22 protein-coding genes are annotated in these 17,852 nt (G+C 37.3%); 7 read left to right on the top strand and 15 right to left on the bottom strand.

Going from position 1 to position 17,852, the window contains the following annotated elements:
- Positions 1-9 precede the first annotated feature (9 nt).
- A complete protein-coding gene (locus FEE95_RS08035; protein ID WP_138657356.1) occupies positions 10-744 on the top strand; it encodes an energy transducer TonB family protein in 735 nt (244 codons plus the stop codon).
- Here the strand turns inward: FEE95_RS08035 and FEE95_RS08030 are convergent.
- From FEE95_RS08030 to FEE95_RS08010, 5 genes are all read right to left on the bottom strand, one after another.
- A complete protein-coding gene (locus tag FEE95_RS08030; protein WP_138657355.1) occupies positions 721-1,347 on the bottom strand; it encodes a thioredoxin family protein in 627 nt (208 codons plus the stop codon). The two genes, FEE95_RS08035 and FEE95_RS08030, sit on opposite strands and share 24 nt — an antisense overlap.
- A gap of 84 nt (positions 1,348-1,431) precedes the next feature.
- Positions 1,432-2,835: a TolC family protein gene (locus FEE95_RS08025; RefSeq protein WP_138657354.1), complete on the bottom strand. Its 1,404-nt coding sequence runs from the start codon at positions 2,833-2,835 to the stop codon at positions 1,432-1,434.
- Position 2,836: 1 nt separating this feature from the next.
- On the bottom strand, positions 2,837-4,189 hold the full coding sequence (locus FEE95_RS08020; protein WP_138657353.1) for an HlyD family secretion protein: 1,353 nt from the start codon (positions 4,187-4,189) through the stop codon (positions 2,837-2,839).
- A gap of 5 nt (positions 4,190-4,194) precedes the next feature.
- Complete coding sequence (locus FEE95_RS08015; protein ID WP_138657352.1) at positions 4,195-5,859, bottom strand: peptidase domain-containing ABC transporter; 1,665 nt, start codon at positions 5,857-5,859, stop codon at positions 4,195-4,197.
- A gap of 9 nt (positions 5,860-5,868) precedes the next feature.
- Positions 5,869-6,540 (bottom strand): TetR/AcrR family transcriptional regulator, encoded by a 672-nt coding sequence (locus FEE95_RS08010; RefSeq protein ID WP_138657351.1) that lies wholly within the window; start codon positions 6,538-6,540, stop codon positions 5,869-5,871.
- Between the two features lie 162 nt (positions 6,541-6,702).
- Between FEE95_RS08010 and FEE95_RS08005 the strand changes: the two genes are divergently transcribed.
- Genes FEE95_RS08005 through FEE95_RS07995 form a run of 3 tightly spaced genes read left to right on the top strand, consistent with a single transcriptional unit; the run spans position 6,703 to position 8,539 of the window.
- Positions 6,703-7,266 carry a DNA-3-methyladenine glycosylase I gene (locus FEE95_RS08005; protein WP_138657350.1) on the top strand — a complete coding sequence of 188 codons (564 nt, stop codon included), beginning with the start codon at positions 6,703-6,705 and terminating at the stop codon, positions 7,264-7,266.
- 9 nt (positions 7,267-7,275) lie between these two features.
- Positions 7,276-7,869 (top strand): hypothetical protein, encoded by a 594-nt coding sequence (locus FEE95_RS08000; protein ID WP_238474523.1) that lies wholly within the window; start codon positions 7,276-7,278, stop codon positions 7,867-7,869.
- Positions 7,856-8,539, top strand: coding sequence for a DUF2490 domain-containing protein (locus FEE95_RS07995; RefSeq protein ID WP_238474522.1), 684 nt, complete (start codon positions 7,856-7,858; stop codon positions 8,537-8,539). The genes FEE95_RS08000 and FEE95_RS07995 overlap by 14 nt, the downstream gene beginning before the upstream one ends.
- Here the strand turns inward: FEE95_RS07995 and aat are convergent.
- From aat to FEE95_RS07965, 6 genes are all read right to left on the bottom strand, one after another.
- Positions 8,522-9,187 (bottom strand): leucyl/phenylalanyl-tRNA--protein transferase, encoded by a 666-nt coding sequence (gene aat, locus FEE95_RS07990; protein WP_238474521.1) that lies wholly within the window; start codon positions 9,185-9,187, stop codon positions 8,522-8,524. The genes FEE95_RS07995 and aat overlap by 18 nt on opposite strands.
- Before the next feature lie 38 nt (positions 9,188-9,225).
- The gene (locus FEE95_RS07985) at positions 9,226-10,602 is read right to left on the bottom strand and encodes a short-chain fatty acid transporter (protein ID WP_138657348.1); all 1,377 of its coding nucleotides are present in this window, start codon (positions 10,600-10,602) and stop codon (positions 9,226-9,228) included.
- Positions 10,603-10,733: 131 nt separating this feature from the next.
- Positions 10,734-11,111, bottom strand: coding sequence for a DUF3127 domain-containing protein (locus tag FEE95_RS07980; RefSeq protein ID WP_138657347.1), 378 nt, complete (start codon positions 11,109-11,111; stop codon positions 10,734-10,736).
- Positions 11,112-11,213: 102 nt separating this feature from the next.
- A complete protein-coding gene (locus tag FEE95_RS07975; RefSeq protein WP_138657346.1) occupies positions 11,214-11,879 on the bottom strand; it encodes a hypothetical protein in 666 nt (221 codons plus the stop codon).
- A gap of 40 nt (positions 11,880-11,919) precedes the next feature.
- Positions 11,920-12,726 carry a hypothetical protein gene (locus FEE95_RS07970; protein WP_138657345.1) on the bottom strand — a complete coding sequence of 269 codons (807 nt, stop codon included), beginning with the start codon at positions 12,724-12,726 and terminating at the stop codon, positions 11,920-11,922.
- Between the two features lie 78 nt (positions 12,727-12,804).
- Positions 12,805-13,704, bottom strand: a complete 900-nt coding sequence (locus FEE95_RS07965) for a flavin reductase family protein (RefSeq protein ID WP_238474519.1) — start codon at positions 13,702-13,704, stop codon at positions 12,805-12,807.
- Between the two features lie 88 nt (positions 13,705-13,792).
- Here FEE95_RS07965 and FEE95_RS07960 point away from each other — a divergent pair, with 88 nt between their 5' ends.
- The gene (locus FEE95_RS07960; protein WP_138657344.1) at positions 13,793-14,941 is read left to right on the top strand and encodes a sensor histidine kinase; all 1,149 of its coding nucleotides are present in this window, start codon (positions 13,793-13,795) and stop codon (positions 14,939-14,941) included.
- Between the two features lie 3 nt (positions 14,942-14,944).
- Positions 14,945-15,301, top strand: coding sequence for a hypothetical protein (locus FEE95_RS07955; RefSeq protein ID WP_138657343.1), 357 nt, complete (start codon positions 14,945-14,947; stop codon positions 15,299-15,301).
- Here FEE95_RS07955 and FEE95_RS07950 read toward each other — a convergent pair.
- From FEE95_RS07950 to greA, 4 genes are all read right to left on the bottom strand, one after another.
- Positions 15,291-15,680, bottom strand: coding sequence for an HIT family protein (locus FEE95_RS07950; RefSeq protein ID WP_138657342.1), 390 nt, complete (start codon positions 15,678-15,680; stop codon positions 15,291-15,293). The two genes, FEE95_RS07955 and FEE95_RS07950, sit on opposite strands and share 11 nt — an antisense overlap.
- 54 nt (positions 15,681-15,734) lie before the next feature.
- Positions 15,735-16,382 (bottom strand): SdpI family protein, encoded by a 648-nt coding sequence (locus FEE95_RS07945; protein WP_138657341.1) that lies wholly within the window; start codon positions 16,380-16,382, stop codon positions 15,735-15,737.
- A 4-nt stretch (positions 16,383-16,386) separates the two neighbouring features.
- Complete coding sequence (locus FEE95_RS07940; protein WP_138657340.1) at positions 16,387-16,641, bottom strand: autorepressor SdpR family transcription factor; 255 nt, start codon at positions 16,639-16,641, stop codon at positions 16,387-16,389.
- A 94-nt stretch (positions 16,642-16,735) separates the two neighbouring features.
- A complete protein-coding gene (greA, locus tag FEE95_RS07935) occupies positions 16,736-17,212 on the bottom strand; it encodes a transcription elongation factor GreA (RefSeq protein ID WP_138657339.1) in 477 nt (158 codons plus the stop codon).
- Between the two features lie 174 nt (positions 17,213-17,386).
- On the opposite strand from greA, the gene FEE95_RS07930 reads away from it, so the two are divergent.
- Positions 17,387-17,827, top strand: coding sequence for a hypothetical protein (locus tag FEE95_RS07930; RefSeq protein ID WP_138657338.1), 441 nt, complete (start codon positions 17,387-17,389; stop codon positions 17,825-17,827).
- The last annotated feature ends 25 nt before the right edge of the window (positions 17,828-17,852 follow it).

Raw genomic sequence — 17,852 nt, 5'->3', positions numbered from 1 at the left:
TCTAGAAGTATGCATCTAAATCGCAAACAGTTATCATTTTTAATTACCTTTTTCTCGATGGGGATTGTGGTGTTGATTTTATTCAACATTACCTTGGGGGAAGTTGGGAGTCAAGATGATGAATACATTGTAGAGATGATGCTGGCCGAAGAAGATATCGAAGAGCTTTTGAAGGAGAAGGAGATGCTTGAAAAAATGGCAGAAGCGGACCCAGTCAAAAGCCATATGGCCTATAACGAAACTGCAAAGCCTACCTACGGAGAACCTGAACCCCTGCAAACTTTAGAGGAATTAATGGCTGAACAGGCCGCGGCAGAAGATAGTGACCCTAACGACTTAATGGATGATGGAGAATACTCAGAACGTGTTAAGGAACTCAAGAAAAAAAGGGAAGAAGCCAAACAGAAATTAGGTGAAAAGGAAGCAGAAAAAAAAGAGTTTACAAATAATCTTGCTGCACGAAGAACTTCAGTTTCCTATTCTTTGGTAGATCGAAATAACTATAGATTACCGCCTCCAATTTACACATGTATCGAAGGTGGTAAAGTTGTTATCAACATCAAAGTAGATGCGCTTGGGAATGTAGCTGAAGCTGATTTTAACGAAAAAAGTTCAGGTACTTCAAATGGTTGTCTAGTTGACAATGCTATTGCATACGCTTTGAAAGCAAAGTTTAGCGGAGATTCAGGAAAACCTTCGCAGAAAGGTACAATCACCTATTTATTTCAGGGGAAGGCTCGCTAACAAATCTTCCAACACACTTTGCCCTTTATCTTTATTATACCAAACTTGAAGGTCTTGTTTGAACTCTGCGGTAAGCGTTCCGTGCTGTTCTTTATAATCTTCAACAAGTTGTGTTGCAGCTTTTGAACGTGGACCCCAACCTCCAATTACTTCTTTAGTAGCATCATCGATTGCAATTAACTTCGGAATAGACATACCCCCGTTGGTCAAAAATCGATTCATTAAATCAACATTTTCATCCCGAAGAATAATCTTCAAAGATATATTCGGATTCAACTGTGTTATTTTATGCATTACAGGAAGTGCTGGTGAAGCATCACCACACCAACTCTCGGTCAATACCAACCATGTAATTTTAGAATCGATTTTTGAAATCTTCTCTAGGGCTTCTTCACTGAACTTCAACGTCTTGTCCCAACGCTTCATGCGGCGGTCATTCAATTGAGTGTAGTTGGTCAGCGCTTCTGTTTGTTCTGGGCCTGTTGACTTTCCTTTTTCGGCCAATTGCTTTACCAACGTTCTATATTCAGTATATGAAACTGCCTTTGAAGTACTTTCTTGTATCAGCAATTCTGTTGTTTTTTCTACTATATTATTTTCCATAATTTTTTACAAAATTCAAAACTAACCCACAATATGATATCCTTTCATGAGATAAGTCATATTAGTAGATTTTATTCAAAAAACTTACAGGTTCTCAGGATTTACCGCCAAACTGTTGAATAGTTTCGCCTTGGTGTAATAGAATTTGTTTTGAACCGCTATTTGCTTCAGCTCGGCATCGATTAATTTACTTTCTCGAGAGTTGATCAAGAATAGGGAGCTTTCGCCAAAGCTGAATTTTCGCTCCTCTGCTGTTAAAAGCGTGCTGTAATTAGATACGATTTCATCAATCAATATATTTTGAGTTTCAAATGATTCCAATTCACGATATATCGCTACGATTTTATTCTGTAGGGCCACTTGGGCATTATCGAAATCAAACTTGGCATCTTTTAATTTGAACTTGGCCAATTTAAGGTCGCCCCTCTCCTTTCTCAAGAAAAGTGGGAATCGAAAACTTATTCCCCCCTTATATTCTTGTGTTTCAAAGGAGTTGATAAGCTCTGGGGTTTCCGTCAAGAAGTTATACTCCAAATCTATCTTGGGTAAAAGTTTATTCGCTTTCAGATTTTTTTCAACTCGGAGTCCGTCAATTTTATATCCCAAGGACTTTAATTTCGGATGGTTTTCTAGTGTAAAGCTATCCAAAGGTTTCCCGAGAATTTCCAAAGTAGTATCGATATCTCCATCAATATTGGTGTCTGGAATGACATTTGCCTGCACCTCCACTGGAATCTCATCATTCATCCATAGAAAATTCGATAACTCCAAAGAACGCTTCATCAGTTTCACTTTAGCTTGTTCTAAACTCAAAGCCCTATTTTGAAAAGCAATTTTAGCTTCGACCGTATCAATAGCGGCAATATCACCAGATAATGCTCGTTTTTTCGTGCCATCAAAACGAATGCCGGCATTTTCCAAGAAATTCTGGTAAATCGTAGCTTCGTTATAGGCCTGCAACCAATCAAAATAGGCTAATGATGCATCATATAGAATCTGGTTGACCAACAAATCACGGTCTGCTTTGGATTGCTCTCTGAAGTATTTGGCTTGCTTTAAAGTAGCCATACGCTCATTAATCCATAGACCTTGTCCTAGGGACATAGAAACACCAGCACTGTACAAACCATCTGTTGGAACAGACTCTGCAGGATTCAAAAAGTCACCATCGTTCTGTTCAAAATTTCCCTTAAGTTCAATTCCATACCAAGTGGGAATTTTGAAAGTTGCATTTAAACGGTCGTAATATTTCGTTCCCTTGAAATCTTTACGATTGTAGTCAACTTCAATTTTCGGGTCAAAACCACCTCGCGCCTTCATCAAATTCGCTTGACCCATGCCCAAAGTCAACTCTGCCTGCTTCGCAATTGGGTGAAACTTTTTTACATAACCCAAATACTCATTAAAGCCCAAAACTATAGAATCTTGTGCCTGAACTTTAAGCAAAGTGATAAAAAGAAGCAATATGAATGTGAAATAGTTTCGCATTTTATTTTTTTGCAGTTTTCATAGTTTCACCTTCCGGTTGATAGTAATTTGGTGGGAACCCATTCAATTGCCTCCATAGTTCATACCAAATCGGTACATCCTCAAGCAACGCGATAGTATAGGCTCCAGATCCTGCTCGTATATCCTTAGGCCAATCATGATCTTCGGGATCAGGAGCAAGTAACACTCTATATTTACCGTTGTCACTAATAAATCTTTCAACAGCTACCACTTCTCCCCCATACGTACCATAAGATACATTGGGCCATCCGCTAAAAACAATAGCGGGCCATCCATCAAATTGAATTCGTACTTTCTCTCCTAAGTGAATTAAGGGTAAGTCAAGCGGCTCAACGAAGGTCTCTACAGCCATATCAATATCCGAAGGCATAATACCTAAGAGGGCTTCCCCTTCCTTGAAGGTTTGACCAATACCACCTTGAAGGGCCTTATTGATGAATCCATTTTGAGGTGCCTGAATGTAGTACATCTTATTTCGTATCTCATAGTTGGCAAACTCATTTTCTAGCTTTGTCACTTGTGCTTCAGAATCAAATTGACTCGATTGTGCCGTGAACATATCGCTTTCTGCTTTTGAAATCTTGTTGTTATATTCATTTTGCACGCGGCTGATTTCTACCTGGGCATTAATGACTTCATTTTTAGCTGCAAGCAACTTATTCTCCTGAGATATCAATTTCGCCTGAGTCTCTTGTAATTTTAAACGTTTTTCTTCAACATCAGTTACTGCTTTTAGGCCTTCTGACTGCAACTGCGCTATCCGGTCATATTGCTTTTGAGCAATACTGATATTGGTCTTTGCAGCCTCTAAATCGATACTGTCGCTTTGCACCTTTAGATTTGACTGCATTAATTTGTTCTTAGCTTGTTCTAATTTCAACTTTCGCTCATTCGACAAAGATGCCATTTGATTGCGTAATGCTTTTACCTTGCCCTCATATGAGCTAACCGAGGCGCTTTTAGCCTTAATCTGATCGCCGGTACGCTCTACCAAATTTGGGTCAAAATATTCGTTTTTGACTTCAGAAATGAACAAGATGGTGTCGCCCTTCTTGACGTAATCACCTTCTTGCACATACCACTTTTCAATTCTACCCGGAATTGGTGATTGTATCGTCTGAGGCCTCTGGTCGGGCTTCAAGGTGGTCAAGTAGCCATTGCCTCGAATGTTCTGCGTCCATGGTAAGAAAAGGACAATAAGCCCGAAGATGGCAGACCCCAGCAAAAAACGATTAAAGTGCTTGTAATGCCTTTGATGAAATACCTTGTCCGTTGATTTGAAACCTGTTAGATGGACTGTTTTGTTTAATGGATTTTTAGAGATGTTCAGCATAACTTTTAGTTTACGGAAACGATTTTTCCATGATCCATAGTGATGATTTTTTCGCAGCGACCAATCCATTTTTGATCCTGACTAACTACTACCAATGACCATGGATTGCTTTTATCAATTAAGAAATTCATTATACTCAGGGCATCAATTTCATCGAACTGATTTAAAGGATCTTTGAGTAACAATAATTTCGGTTTATGTACTACACTTCTAGCCAAAACAATTTTTTTAGCTACCGTATTGGGTATTTGCTTGCCTTCCGGATAAATTATGGTATTTAATCCTTTAGGCTGTTTTTTAACGAACTCTTGCAAACCAACAGATTCTATGGCCCATTGTAAGTCCTTCTGTGGAATAGTCTTATCGCCAAAAGTTATGTTCTCAAGAATAGTTCCTTCAAACGGACTTTCTTCTAACAATGATTGCCCTATGAAGGAACGATAATGATTCGGGTTGATGCCCCTTAATGAGGTATTATTAATATAAATATCCCCGTCACTAGGTTCTAGAATACCGGCAATCAATCGAAGAAGCGTAGACTTGCCCGAACCGTTTGAACCAACAATTAGTTGCGTGCTTTTTGGCTCGATTTTCATCGAAATATCCGTCAAAATATTCTCATTCCCGTTAACACCAAATGAAACATCTTCCAACTCCACATTAAATTCATCAGTTTCCGATAATGGAAATTCTCCTTGTTGATACTCTAAATCTTTATCTACAACTTGGCCCAGTTTTTCTAAAGAAGTTAACAAATCATAAAAAGTTTCTAGGCCTCGAATGAGTTTCTCAACCGAGCTTATTACTAAAAGAATAATAATTTCTGCTGCTACAAACTGACCAATGTTCATTTCTTGGTTCAATACTAAAAGCCCTCCTATCAACAATAGTCCACCTGTAACCAAAACCTTAAACCCAATCATTTGAATAAATTGAATGACCAGAATACGAAAATGACTCTCCCGAGCTTCTAAATAATCAGTCACTAGCAAATCATTCTTGTCCACTGCTAAGCTGGTTTTGCCCGATAGTTTAAAACTAACAAGAGACCTTGCTACTTCCTGAATCCAATGGGCAACCTTATACTTTTGTTGTGATTCGTTCAAACTGGTATCCATTCCCTTTTGTACGGTGAACTTAAAAACCACATAAATAAGAAGTAGTAATAGTATCCCGTAGATTATAAAAAAAGGATGATAGAAGGATAACAATAATAGTCCGAAAATAATCTGTAGCACCGAAGCAGGAACGTCTAATAAAACTTTAGATAACCCTTTCTGTACATTCAAGGTGTCAAAAAAGCGATTTGCTAGCTCTGGCGGATAGTAATCGCGGAGCTCGCTCATCTTAATTTTTGGGAATCTGTACGTAAACTCAAATGATGCCCGGGTAAAAATCTTTTGTTGTAAATTTTCAATAATACGTATTTGCATCAATTGCAGAATACCTCCAAAGGCAACTCCCCCTGTCACTAAAATAACCAGGATAACCCATGAAGTGCTTATTTGAGCACCCTGAATTAAGTTGATAATGGCTTGAATTCCCAAGGGCAATGAAAGGTTGACAAACCCTGCGAAAATAGCATAGTAAAAGGTCTGTAAAACATCCCTCTTGTCCAGTTTCAACATACCTATTAGCCTCTGCCAAGAGGTTAAAACATTTTTAGCCATATGCTTTGATTATTTAAGTAGGGTTGTTACCAAATGAAGAAAGTATTTGGTAGGATCATCATTTTTATGACAGTCAGTTAAAGAGCTAAAGTGGTCTTTCAAAAAATGTTGGTGCAGAGACCCTTCTAAAATAGTGCTGGCCAAACTACTTGGATAGGCATAATCTTTATTTACAGCATTTACCATTTCACTAATTCGCGACACCAATCTTTTATATATCACAAAATAGCCTTCCTTATTTTCTGTATCGACTTCCTTCGTCAAATATGATTTTGAATACTCATTGATTACGATTTTATTCAACAAGACTTCATTGATATGAGAAAAAGCGGAATCTTCCACTGTGGATTTAGTAACGATTTCTATTGCTTTTTCTAACTTTTTAAAAGGGTCAGTAATGCTATTGGTTGAAAAAACCAATTGATATTCCAACCATCCCCAATACCATGAAGCTAGGTACAAAAGCAGTTTGTGTTTATTCTCGAAATAACGATATATCGAACTCTCATTCGAACCAATTTTTAACCCTAACTTTTTGAACGTGAAACTTTCAAAACCTATTTCATCAATCATTAATATGCTCTGCTCAACAATACGTTTGCCTAAATCTGAAGACTCAGGATCTTTAAGGTATATTTTTTCATTAATTCCGATTTTAACAGATTGTAAAAGCCTTTCCATATGCACTTAGGTTTGAATCGAATTGCAAATATAATAGTATTACTATTATATTATAATAGTTTAACAATCATTTAACGAAAGTAAAACTGTTGTAGTATTTGAGTTCTTTTATTTTGTTTTTCACTTCTTTTTTCTGCTATCTTTATTTCAATAACTAAATACATGGAAAAACATAGATGCGGATGGTGCGAAGGCGATAAACTTTACGAAGCCTACCATGACCTAGAATGGGGTGTACCGGTAAAAGACGATGACACATTGTTCGAATTTTTGATTTTAGAGACTTTTCAAGCGGGTTTAAGCTGGATTACTGTTCTAAAAAAAAGAGAGAATTTCAGAAAGGCATTTGATCGCTTCGATTATAAGAAAATTGCTAAATACGATCAAAAGAAAAAAGAAACGCTTTTACAGGATGCGGGTATCATTCGCAATAAACTAAAAGTAAATGCAACAGTTACCAATGCCCAAGCCTTTATGGAAGTTCAAAAAGAATTTGGAAGTTTTAGCAAATACATTTGGGGGTTTGTTAATGGAAAACCCATCAAAAATAAAATCAAGAATTACAAAGATGCACCGGCAAATACGGAGCTTTCTGATGCACTGAGCAAAGATTTAAAAAAAAGAGGATTTAAATTTGTTGGAAGCACAGTTGTATACGCGCACATGCAGGCTACGGGAATGGTAAACGATCATGAGCTTAGTTGTTTTCGATATAATGAAGTTTAAAAAACGATAATGAGAAGCCAAATTCCTATGGGCATATTACTTCCCCTATTTCTATTATGGGGATTGTTCGCTTCTGCCCAATACAAGTACGAACGTGAGTACCGTATTCGTAAAGTTCAATTTCCTGAAAAAGCACTGGACTATATTCAAGAGAAATTGATAGATGCAAAACGCATAAGATTTTACAAAGAAACCGATAGTATCAAAGTAAGTTATGAGGCGAAATTCAAAAAAGACCGGCTTTGGTATAGTATTGAATTTGATAAAGAGGGCATGCTTGAAGACATCGAAATTCTTATAAATCCTCCTGATATCCCGAATGATTCCTTCAACAAAATACAGGAGTATTTATCTGGTAATTTCAAGAAATACCGTATTAAAAAAATACAGCAGCAATATGCGTTTTCGGAATCAGAATCACCTGAAACTACAATCAAGAACGCATTTCAAAACCTAATGCTTCCTTCAATCAACTATGAATTGATTGTCTCCGGAAAAAAGGAAAAGACTACAGAGCAGTTCGAAGTGCTGTTTGATGCCGAAGGCAAATTCAAATCCATCCGACAATCACTTCCGCCTAATTATGACCATGTACTTTATTAGAGGTGCGTGTTTATGCTTCGCATTTCTGGGCTTTCAACACATGATGGCGCAGGAAAATTTCACTGGACTATTTCAACCTAAAATTGCTGTCAATTACGAAGTATCCGATAATTACAAACACAACTTCTCGATAGCCCAACGCAACTACTTCTATCAAAACGAAGTCTTTGGTATTACCACAAGACAGATAGATTTGGTTCATTTCTCCAATCTAAAGGTAAAAGACGACCAAAGTATTGCCCTTGGAATTCAATACCGCATTAGAGAAAATTTCGAGGTTGATAAATTGAATGAACTACGGTTTACGCAGCAGTATAATATCACCCATAAGCCTCGAAATGTACGTTTCGGACATCGTTTTCGTGCACAGCAACGAATCACTTCAGCCTTGACCGTTCATCGTTTTAGATACCGATTTGCCATTGATTTTCCTTTAAGCGGAGAACAGTTAGACGTGGGAGAACCCTATTTGATTGTAAATACCGAAGCTTTGTTGAGTGTTGCCCGAACTAAACTACCACAATATGACCAACGCATTAGTGCGAACATCGGCTGGTTGGTGGCACCAAAAACTAAACTACAGGCAGGGTTACAATATCGAATTGAGGATTATACGCATCAAACCCGTTTCGAATTTTTTATACACACCAATTTAATTGTGGCTTTGTAAAATTTCAATAAACGCTGCACGCTGAATCTCTTCCGCTCCCAAACTTTCAAGATGCTTTGTGTAGAGTTGGCAATCGATAAGTCCGTCCTTCTCTTGATATTCTTGAGCAAGTCTTACGAAAGCAAATTTTGAAGCGTTGCTCGATGAGCTGAACATACTTTCCCCACAAAAAACATTGCCCATAGCAACTCCGTATAAGCCGCCAACAAGTTTTTCATCTTCCCATACCTCATAAGACTTTGCATATCCCTTTTCATGTAATTTCAGATATGCCTTTTTCATTTCATCTGTAATCCAAGTGCCTTCTTGACCTACTCTTTTAATCGTGGAACATGACTCCAAAACTTTTTCAAAACAGGTATTTTTTGTCAAGCGGAACTTATTCCCATTTAGTACTTGTTGCATACTCTTGGAAATTTTTATTTTATCAGGGAACAAGACCATTCTAGGATCGGGGCTCCACCAAAGGATCAAGGAATCTTCATTAAACCACGGAAAGATTCCATTTTGATATGCCAGCACCAGACGCTCAGGAGATAAGTCGCCTCCAACTGCCAACAGTCCTTCCGCATTGGCTTTCTCAACAGATGGAAATTCCAAACGTTCAGAAAGGAAGAACATCGGATTATGTTGCGAATCTTTTCGCATAGGTACTTTTATTTTTCTTTAAATGTACTGAAAACGAGCTAGAAGACCATTAGACCTAGGAGATAAATACAACTTCCCACTAACATGAACAGTAATGAATACGGTAAGATTTCTTTTGCTTTCAATTTGGTAATGCCGAGTAAAGGTAAAGCCCAAAAAGGTTGTAGCATATTGGTGATTTGGTCGCCGTAGGCCAAAGCCATGACCGCCTTGTTCAATGGAACATTCAATTGTAATGCAGATTCTAAAATCATCGGCCCTTGTACGGCCCATTGCCCTCCTCCACTTGGCACAAAGATATTTACTAGACCAGCGCTAAAAAAGGTGAAAATCGGCAATGTTGTTTCACTAGATATGGATACAAAAAAATCTGAAATGCCATTAATCATGCCACTGTTCGACATGACTCCCATAATTCCAAAGTACAAGGGGAACTGAATCAAAATTCCGGCCGTATCGCCTATAGCCTCCTCAACGGCATGAAGAAAGCGCTTTATACTTCCGTGCATTATCAGGGCGAGTCCTAACATAAACAAATTCAGCATATTTGGAACGATATTCATGGTCTTCATAAGAGGACTATACTGCAACACGAAGGCAGCTAAAATCAAAAATCCGAAACCTACTGACAACCAAGGCGATCTATCTAAACGTTCAGCACCTTTGGGTCTATCTTCATTATCTGAATCAAAACGATAGGTTGCTAAATTTGTAGAAGTGGTTTTCGTTTTCTTCCCCAATCGAAAAGCCAACAAAGAAATGGCTATCAGAACAACTAAAAATATAAGGAGGTTGTTCATGCTTAACACGGTTTCAGCGGTAGGAATCGTATCAGGAAGCTGACTGAGAGCCTCCGAAGAAAGCACATCATTCATTAAACTCTGTATATGTCCACTCTCCGAAACTTTAAGCGGAGCTGATCCACTAATACCCCCATGCCAAACCATCAAACCCACATAACCACAAGCACCGATTAATGGATAGTTGATGGGAATAGTATTCTTCTGGGCATATTCACCAACTTTACGGGCCAAAATGGCCCCAAATACGAGTCCCAGCCCCCAATTGAAAAAGGAAACCAGCATCGTTGGTAGGGCAACTAAAAGTGCGGCGTTTGCCGAGCTTGTCACCAAGCTAGTTAAGCGTAAAATCAGCTTTTCAAAAGGCCGACTCAATACCAAGACATGACCTAATACTAGAATCAACATCATCTGATAGGCAAAAACAAGCAGATCATTGTTCCAAATTCCATTCTCCCAATACGATAAAATGGTAAACAAATGATTATCGTCAGAAGTGTTCTCAGTCAAAATCAAAGCAAAGCCAAAAGTTGTTAAGGTTAGCAATACTGCCAAAGTAAAGGGTGAGGGTAAAAACCTCCGGAATATATTTTCTATGAATCGAGTTACCTTCATTTGAACAAGGTAACTAGAAAGATGAGAAAATAAAAAACCCTAGCTGAAATATCAGCTAGGGCTATATTGTAAAGATTCCCGCCTTTACTGAAATGAATTCAGCACAGACGCGGGAATAACAAAGAGTTTATTTAGAACGGTAAATCGTCGTGCTCCTCCTCGTTTAAGTTATCTGCCGGAGCAAATGCTTCTGCTGGCGGCACTGGTGGCATTCCTTCCGCAGGCTGATCCGCTTGTAAACTTTCAATACGCCAACCTTGAATAGAGTTGAAATATTTTACCTCACCTTGAGGGTTCGTCCATTCACGACCTCTTAAGTTAATACTTATTTTAACTGATTGACCAACAGCATAGTTGTTCAAAAGGTCAGTTTTGTCTTGTACAAACTCGACCATAATATGTTGTGGATATTGCTCTTCTGTAGTTACTACAATTTCGCGTTTTCTGAATCCGTTATTACCAAATGTTTGGGTCTCTCCGACCATTTTTACCTTTCCTTGAATTTCCATGATTATGAATTATATGTGAACTAATTATTTCGAGCTAAATGTACTTTTATTCATATAATTCACCTAGAAAAAATTCAACAAGTTATTAAAGATTATGAGCGGCTATATTTTGTAGTAAAACTTGATTCCTAAGGATGGGTTTGGAAGAAAATCTCTTCCTTCATTATCGTAGGGTCCAGCAAACCATTCCCTGAAAATATCATCGGCTTGCGGATTGATAACATTTGAATATTGCTTATTTGCAATGCGAAAGCCAATTCCACCAAAGAAATTAAAACCAAAATGTTTCCCAATATCTAAGAAAAGGCCAAATTTAAAATGCATTCCATATTTCTGACGCGTAAAATCTGCTCTATCAAAACGAATGTCTCCATTATTTTCAGAACTATAATTTCCATTTATAAAAACATGGTCTTGGTCAATATAGAAGAGTTCTGCAGCTATATACTTTAAGGTTTTAGCTTCCGGATTAAATATGTAATGGATCTCGGGGCGCACTTCCCAAAGGGAATAGTCTACTCCGATATTGGCATCTGAAGCAAATGAAGTTCCCTTGGCACCAAAACCAACATCTAAACCAGCCTTCCAGTGCGGTGCAATATGTTGTGTATAACCAAAACGCAAACGGGGGGCATAAAGGTCTGCAATCGGCCAAAGGCTAGCGGTTATGTAAGAATTTGTATTTGACGAGAGTTTACTTTCGCTTTTTTGAGCGAACAAACCAGTGCCCATAAGAAACAAAAGACAAACCAATTTAAAAGACTTCATATGGGGTTATTTATGCATTAATATATTGCATAAACAACAGCTAACTTTTGGGATACCCTACTATGTATGTCCCTAATTTTTTTCCATTTGCCTTTTTTGCTGGGCCATGCTCCCAATAAAAATTGTTCTTGCCTAGGCCTTCCAAAAGTTCATCTATATCTTTTAAAGCATACATTCTTGGAAGTGATGCCTGCCCGTCCCAAGCATAGCAAATTGGAATGATTGGTATCAAATAGGTAAACACAATTTGTCGCCAAGTCAAAGGTCTTACAAAGGGAGTCATAAACCAGGTCATGACCATTATAATCACTAAAGAAATAGGAAGTAAAATAGCCCAGATTAGCACCGGAATTTTATTTTCTGCCATTTCATAAATTAGTATCGGTTGTTGGTGCTCTTCTGCAGATTCTAAAATTTTACGTGCCTTATGAGGAGGCATATGATGAAAACTATTAATCAGCGTTTTGAGTCCGTTTGGAACAGAGCTCATTTCAGTCGCATCAACTGGAGTTTCCAAATAGGTAATATTATCAGCTGTATTTTCATTGAACCTTCTTGCGACCTCTTTGTTCGGGTATAAATCCGTCATAACTAGTTCGAGATGTCGCAGACTATCCAATTCACGCAGCGCTTTCATTGTATCTGGCATAGCGCCACTTGAACCCGAACCTAAATCAACTATTTTAGTGAGGTTTTTTTCCTTTATGACTCGATATATCAGATAAGCAAGTACTTCACTTATGCCCATCATTTTATGAAGCACCATAATCAAATTGGTCATGCAGGTTCGTAACCATACCGGAAACCAATCATAATCTTCAAACTCAAATAATTGTATACGTTTCATCCGTCCTTTTTTATAAAAAGTTACTTTATGAGCAAATGTATTTGTCCTATCGGGGGATGTTCCTACTTCATATTTGACCTAATGGGCCAATAACACTTTCCAAGCGGAAAGCACATCATTATTTTTTAGATATTCTTGTGCTTTCAATTCAATCTGATCACGTTCTCCACCACTTAAAAGAGTTCGAATCTCAATTTGAGAAGATACAAAATTTGCTACCTCATCGTTCGTAGGAATCTGTTCTACATTACCCAACATACCCAAATCATTCCCGGTTAAAATCTTGCTTATTCGAATGCGCTCAGGAATCTGGTCTATTCCAATACCCAATGAAGAAAGGGGTTTAGGCACCTCGAACATGCCTAAATTGGCGCGGCTATACCAATTACCTCCCATTCTTGCAACTTGGTCGATTTTATGCTGGTCAATACTTCCCTTTTCATCCAAAATAGAATTGTGAATGTGTATTTTCACAACCTCGGAAAAGACTAGATTTCCTGCACCACCATCTTCTCCCAAAGCCTCAACCTTCGTTACTTTACATTCAAATTGCACAGGTGATTCTGCCACACGATACGGTGTAACCTTATCAGATTTCAGCATGGTTAATCCCGCTTTTTTAAACTCATTGATGCCTTCCCCGTATTCTGTACTAGACAATGACATCTGTTGTACGATGTCATAATTTACAATATTGATAACCACTTCTTTGGTGGCCAAAACATTTTCTAGCGTATGCTTTGTGGTTTTATTTCTAACACGTAGTGCAGGTGAAAAAATGAGAATTGGTGGATTTGCACTAAATACATTAAAGAAACTAAAAGGCGATAAATTCGGATTTCCATTTGTATCTATCGTACTTGCAAAAGCAATGGGTCTAGGTCCTACAGCACCCAAAAGATAGCCATGCAATTTAGGTGTAGTCAACTCTTCTGGAAGAAAAGAAATCATGTCTGTCATAGTGGTATAAAGGTACATAAATTGTAAGGATAGAAAATGGTCTTAAAATAGGTTTACGAACGATTTTCTGCTTTTTCCACTATCTTTGAAAGTAGACCGCTATCTGATGAAATTTAATCCTAAAAATAAGACTTCAAACGTTGTTTTATTGATATCTGCATTTGTCGTTGTAAGCCTGATTTTATGGAATACTCTTAGCTTTTTCACGAAATTTAAGGAAGAAGAGCGTCAGAAAATGGAGATATGGGCCACTGCTCACTCTGAATTGTTACAAGCATCTCTAGACGACGACCCTGGCGAATTGCCTCTTAAAGTATTTCAGAACAACACTTCAACCCCGATGATACTTGTCAACAAAGATGGGTCTATCAAAACAAACAACATGCCCAAAGAAGTTGTTGAAGACACCGCTTATATCAAAGAAAAAATCTTAAAATTTAGCAGTGAAAACACCCCAATAAATATTGACCAACAAGGTGAACATCTGGCAACGCTATATTACGGAAATTCTGAGGTGTTGAATAAATTGAAATACTATCCCATAGCCCTTCTTTTGATTATTTTACTTTTTGGAGCTGTTATCTTCTTTTTCTTCAAGACGAATAAAGCCTCTGAGCAAAACAAATTGTGGGCGGGTATGGCGAAAGAGACCGCGCATCAGATTGGCACACCATTGTCTTCACTGCTTGGCTGGAATGAGCTTTTGAAAACAGAAAATATCAATCCCGATATAACCAAGGAGATTGAAAAAGATATTTCGCGATTGGAAATGATAACGGATCGGTTTTCAAAAATTGGCTCCTTGCCTAAACTTGATGAGTACGATATCGTGCAAGAAACCAAAGAAGCTTATGAATATTTGAAACTAAGAAGTTCAAAACTCATTCATTTTTCTTTTGATTCAAAAATAGATGCGCAACAGGTGATGCTGAATCATTCACTTTACAATTGGACAATTGAAAATTTAGTAAAGAATGGAATTGATGCTATGAAAGGTCGTGGGAGTATTGGAATTCAAATCGTTCCTGACGGTAATTATGTGAATATTTTAGTTTCAGATACCGGTCATGGTATTGCAAAAAGCGATTATAAAGCTATCTTTAACCCAGGAGTAACCTCTAAAAAAAGAGGTTGGGGTCTCGGACTCTCATTGGTAAAAAGAATTGTCGAAGAATATCACCAAGGAAAAATTAAAGTGCTCTCATCAAGCAAAGAAGGCACAATAATGCAAATTTCCTTAAAAGTAAATACTTAGAATATGGCAACCGGAAAATTGGTAGTTATAAAAGATTTTGATTTAAGTAATAATTGCCCAGAGTGTTTCAACCAAGATTTGAAGCTTACCTTTTATCAAAAGCATGTCTACGGAAAACTTTTTCATCGCACGACAAATCAAGTTACGAATCAGATAATTTGTAATAAGTGTGGGTCTGATATTTATCCTGCGAAATGGACAGATGATATTGAACGTATTTTTAATTATTATCAGAAAATGGCGGTGCCAGAAAAGTCTTCTTTAAAGTTCACAACACTTTTCTACGTTTTGATTTTAGTAATAATTGCCCTTGCGGGCGCAGCGTCCTATCTTTTCTATGAAGGAATTCTTACAATTTAAATCGAATCCTTTCTGCTATCGCCTCAAATTCATTCTTTTCGAGACTGACTTTACTTTGAAAAGTAGCATCTTTCATTTGATTTAACGGTATTAAATGTACATGAGCATGTGGGACTTCTAATCCAATTACAGATATTCCAACACGTTCGCAAACCATTGAAGATTCAATGGCTTTTGCCACTTTTCTCGAAAATTTCATTAATCCCATAAACGTCTCCTCATCCAAATCGGTAATTTTATCCACTTCTTTTTTAGGAATACAAAGCGTATGCCCTTTTGCATTCGGATTGATATCAAGAAAAGCAAAGAAGTTTTCATCTTCGGCAATTTTATAGCAGGGTATGTCTCCGTTTATGATTTTTGTGAAAATGGTTGGCATGTCGTACGTATATTTTTACGAACTCAAATATACATAAAAGCCTTCTTCATATTTCTAGCTTTTTAGGCCTTTATATTTTCTATACGAAAAAACCAAAGGTACCAGGGTCAATACTGCCATCCCAACAAGAAAAACAATAAAACTGGACTCTACTGGAAGTATTAAAACCAATAAAGTTAGCAAGGCGCCTCCAAAAAACCATAGTTTACCAGCCATTTGATGCGTTTCCTTCCATACTGTCTCGTTTTCTAAAGTCCATGGTGTTTTGATTCCTATAAAGTAATTATGCTTTACGGCAGGAAAATAATTCCCTAATCCCACAATCATGAATCCAAATAAAGCCAAAAGAGCTTTGATACTTGATTCAGACTGATTTTGAGCTGAATACAATGCAAAAACAGCCAAAAGAGACATTATCAAAATCATGAAAAACTTTATGCGATAAAACTTCTTTCCCATTTTTTGAAGTTTTTTCTTAGGATCAATCATTGGTAGAACTAAAAAAAGAATATAAATAAAGACCGGTATTGTTATGAAAAAAATGATAAATGGTTCTTTGCTTCCCCAACCATCAATTTCACCTTTAAGATTCCAATGAGTCGGTATTTTCTCCGGTAAAGAATTCCATAGATACAGTGCATAAACAATTGGCAAAGCAGTAGTTGCTAAAAGCGGAATTTCTTGTTTCAAATCGTATTTCATTTGATTAATTTTTTAAGGTTAAAATCCACTGAAAAATATCATCAACAATAGTTGTGTTGATACTATAGGAGACAAATTGCCCTTTTTTTTCACTAGTGACTAAATCCGCTCTTTTCAAAATATCTAAGTGATGCGATATACTCGGTTTTGAAATATTGAACCGGTCTGCTATCTCTCCTGCTGTCAAGTCTTTTTCCTTTAACATCATTAGTATTTCTCTTCGGGTACCGTCGTTTAGTGCTTTGAAAATATTATTCACTTTATTTATATATTTAGACAAATATCTAAATATTATTTCAATAAACAAAAAAACCAGCTACTAAGGCTGGTTTAAACTATAATTTACGCTATTTCTATGCTCTTGTAATCTCTAAAATATCAAATTTAATCGTCCCGTTAGGCACTGTGATTTCAGCTATATCACCGACTTCTTTACCCAATAAACCTTTACCAATAGGAGAGTTTACTGAAATTTTTCCTGATTTTAAATCCGCTTCACTTTCGGCTACCAAAGTGTACTTCATTTCCATGCCATTGTTCTGGTTTTTCAATTTTACCGTCGACAATACCAAAACTTTTGAAGTGTCTAACTGCGATTCATCAATTAAACGAGCGTTCGCCAAAGTATCTTCCATTTTCGAAATACGCATTTCCAACAAGCCTTGGGCTTCTTTGGCCGCATCATACTCCGCATTCTCAGATAAATCACCTTTATCCCTTGCCTCTGCAATTGCTTGAGATGCCTTTGGTCGTTCAACGTCTCGAAGATGGTTCAATTCATCTTTCAAATTTTTTAAGCCCTCTGCTGTATAATAAGATACGTTACTCATAACTTCTGCGTTTAATAGGTGAACTCATTTCTAATTTTCAATTGGGGACTGAGCTCAATAAGAAAATCCTCTAAATTGAACCGTGCCTGCACGATTATTAGAGAGGATTTACGGCAAATATACATTTTTTTTGCTCAATTTTGTAGCAGACATCCTACGAAAAGACACTACTATATGAAACGAATTTGGGGCCTTATACTAATTATTTGCTTGCTTTCTTGCGACAAAGAAAGAACCAATCGGAATCCGTTTTTGCAAGAAATCGGTTTTCAGTTTGAGCTCAATCTCAACCTTCCCTTGTATAGTCCGTTGACTAACTCCGGTAGCTCCATTTATGTTGGGAATACCCAAGTAGGTACTCGCGGTGCATTTGTTACAAATACCGGTTTTGATGTTTTTCGCGTTTTTGAGGCCAGTTGCCCTAATCATGCACCCAATGAATGTTCAACAATGACTTTAAATGGAATTGTAGCCACTTGTTCTTGCGAAGATTTCGAATACAGTACGATTACTGGGCAACTATTGAACAACCCTGACGACGGAACTAGATATTTTGACATGTTAGAATATCGAGCCTCTTTTAATGGGTCTAATCTTGTTATTATTTCGAATTAGTGGAAGCATAGGCGATTTTCAAGTG

This window comes from Maribacter algarum (ex Zhang et al. 2020) (assembly GCF_005885635.1).
GTDB classification, from domain to species: domain Bacteria; phylum Bacteroidota; class Bacteroidia; order Flavobacteriales; family Flavobacteriaceae; genus Maribacter_C; species Maribacter_C algarum.
The sequence above is the reverse complement of the archived record's forward strand: the minus strand, read 5'-3'. Positions and strand labels throughout refer to the sequence as shown.

Bases quoted from the DNA above. Each gene is read 5' to 3' on its own strand.
- FEE95_RS08035 (WP_138657356.1), top strand. From the start codon at position 10: ATGCATCTAAATCGCAAACAGTTATCATTTTTAATTACCTTTTTCTCG.
- FEE95_RS08030 (WP_138657355.1), bottom strand. From the start codon at position 1,347: ATGGAAAATAATATAGTAGAAAAAACAACAGAATTGCTGATACAAGAA.
- FEE95_RS08025 (WP_138657354.1), bottom strand. From the start codon at position 2,835: ATGCGAAACTATTTCACATTCATATTGCTTCTTTTTATCACTTTGCTT.
- FEE95_RS08020 (WP_138657353.1), bottom strand. From the start codon at position 4,189: ATGCTGAACATCTCTAAAAATCCATTAAACAAAACAGTCCATCTAACA.
- FEE95_RS08015 (WP_138657352.1), bottom strand. From the start codon at position 5,859: ATGGCTAAAAATGTTTTAACCTCTTGGCAGAGGCTAATAGGTATGTTG.
- FEE95_RS08010 (WP_138657351.1), bottom strand. From the start codon at position 6,540: ATGGAAAGGCTTTTACAATCTGTTAAAATCGGAATTAATGAAAAAATA.
- FEE95_RS08005 (WP_138657350.1), top strand. From the start codon at position 6,703: ATGGAAAAACATAGATGCGGATGGTGCGAAGGCGATAAACTTTACGAA.
- FEE95_RS08000 (WP_238474523.1), top strand. From the start codon at position 7,276: ATGAGAAGCCAAATTCCTATGGGCATATTACTTCCCCTATTTCTATTA.
- FEE95_RS07995 (WP_238474522.1), top strand. From the start codon at position 7,856: ATGTACTTTATTAGAGGTGCGTGTTTATGCTTCGCATTTCTGGGCTTT.
- aat (WP_238474521.1), bottom strand. From the start codon at position 9,187: ATGCGAAAAGATTCGCAACATAATCCGATGTTCTTCCTTTCTGAACGT.
- FEE95_RS07985 (WP_138657348.1), bottom strand. From the start codon at position 10,602: ATGAAGGTAACTCGATTCATAGAAAATATATTCCGGAGGTTTTTACCC.
- FEE95_RS07980 (WP_138657347.1), bottom strand. From the start codon at position 11,111: ATGGAAATTCAAGGAAAGGTAAAAATGGTCGGAGAGACCCAAACATTT.
- FEE95_RS07975 (WP_138657346.1), bottom strand. From the start codon at position 11,879: ATGAAGTCTTTTAAATTGGTTTGTCTTTTGTTTCTTATGGGCACTGGT.
- FEE95_RS07970 (WP_138657345.1), bottom strand. From the start codon at position 12,726: ATGAAACGTATACAATTATTTGAGTTTGAAGATTATGATTGGTTTCCG.
- FEE95_RS07965 (WP_238474519.1), bottom strand. From the start codon at position 13,704: ATGTACCTTTATACCACTATGACAGACATGATTTCTTTTCTTCCAGAA.
- FEE95_RS07960 (WP_138657344.1), top strand. From the start codon at position 13,793: ATGAAATTTAATCCTAAAAATAAGACTTCAAACGTTGTTTTATTGATA.
- FEE95_RS07955 (WP_138657343.1), top strand. From the start codon at position 14,945: ATGGCAACCGGAAAATTGGTAGTTATAAAAGATTTTGATTTAAGTAAT.
- FEE95_RS07950 (WP_138657342.1), bottom strand. From the start codon at position 15,680: ATGCCAACCATTTTCACAAAAATCATAAACGGAGACATACCCTGCTAT.
- FEE95_RS07945 (WP_138657341.1), bottom strand. From the start codon at position 16,382: ATGAAATACGATTTGAAACAAGAAATTCCGCTTTTAGCAACTACTGCT.
- greA (WP_138657339.1), bottom strand. From the start codon at position 17,212: ATGAGTAACGTATCTTATTATACAGCAGAGGGCTTAAAAAATTTGAAA.
- FEE95_RS07930 (WP_138657338.1), top strand. From the start codon at position 17,387: ATGAAACGAATTTGGGGCCTTATACTAATTATTTGCTTGCTTTCTTGC.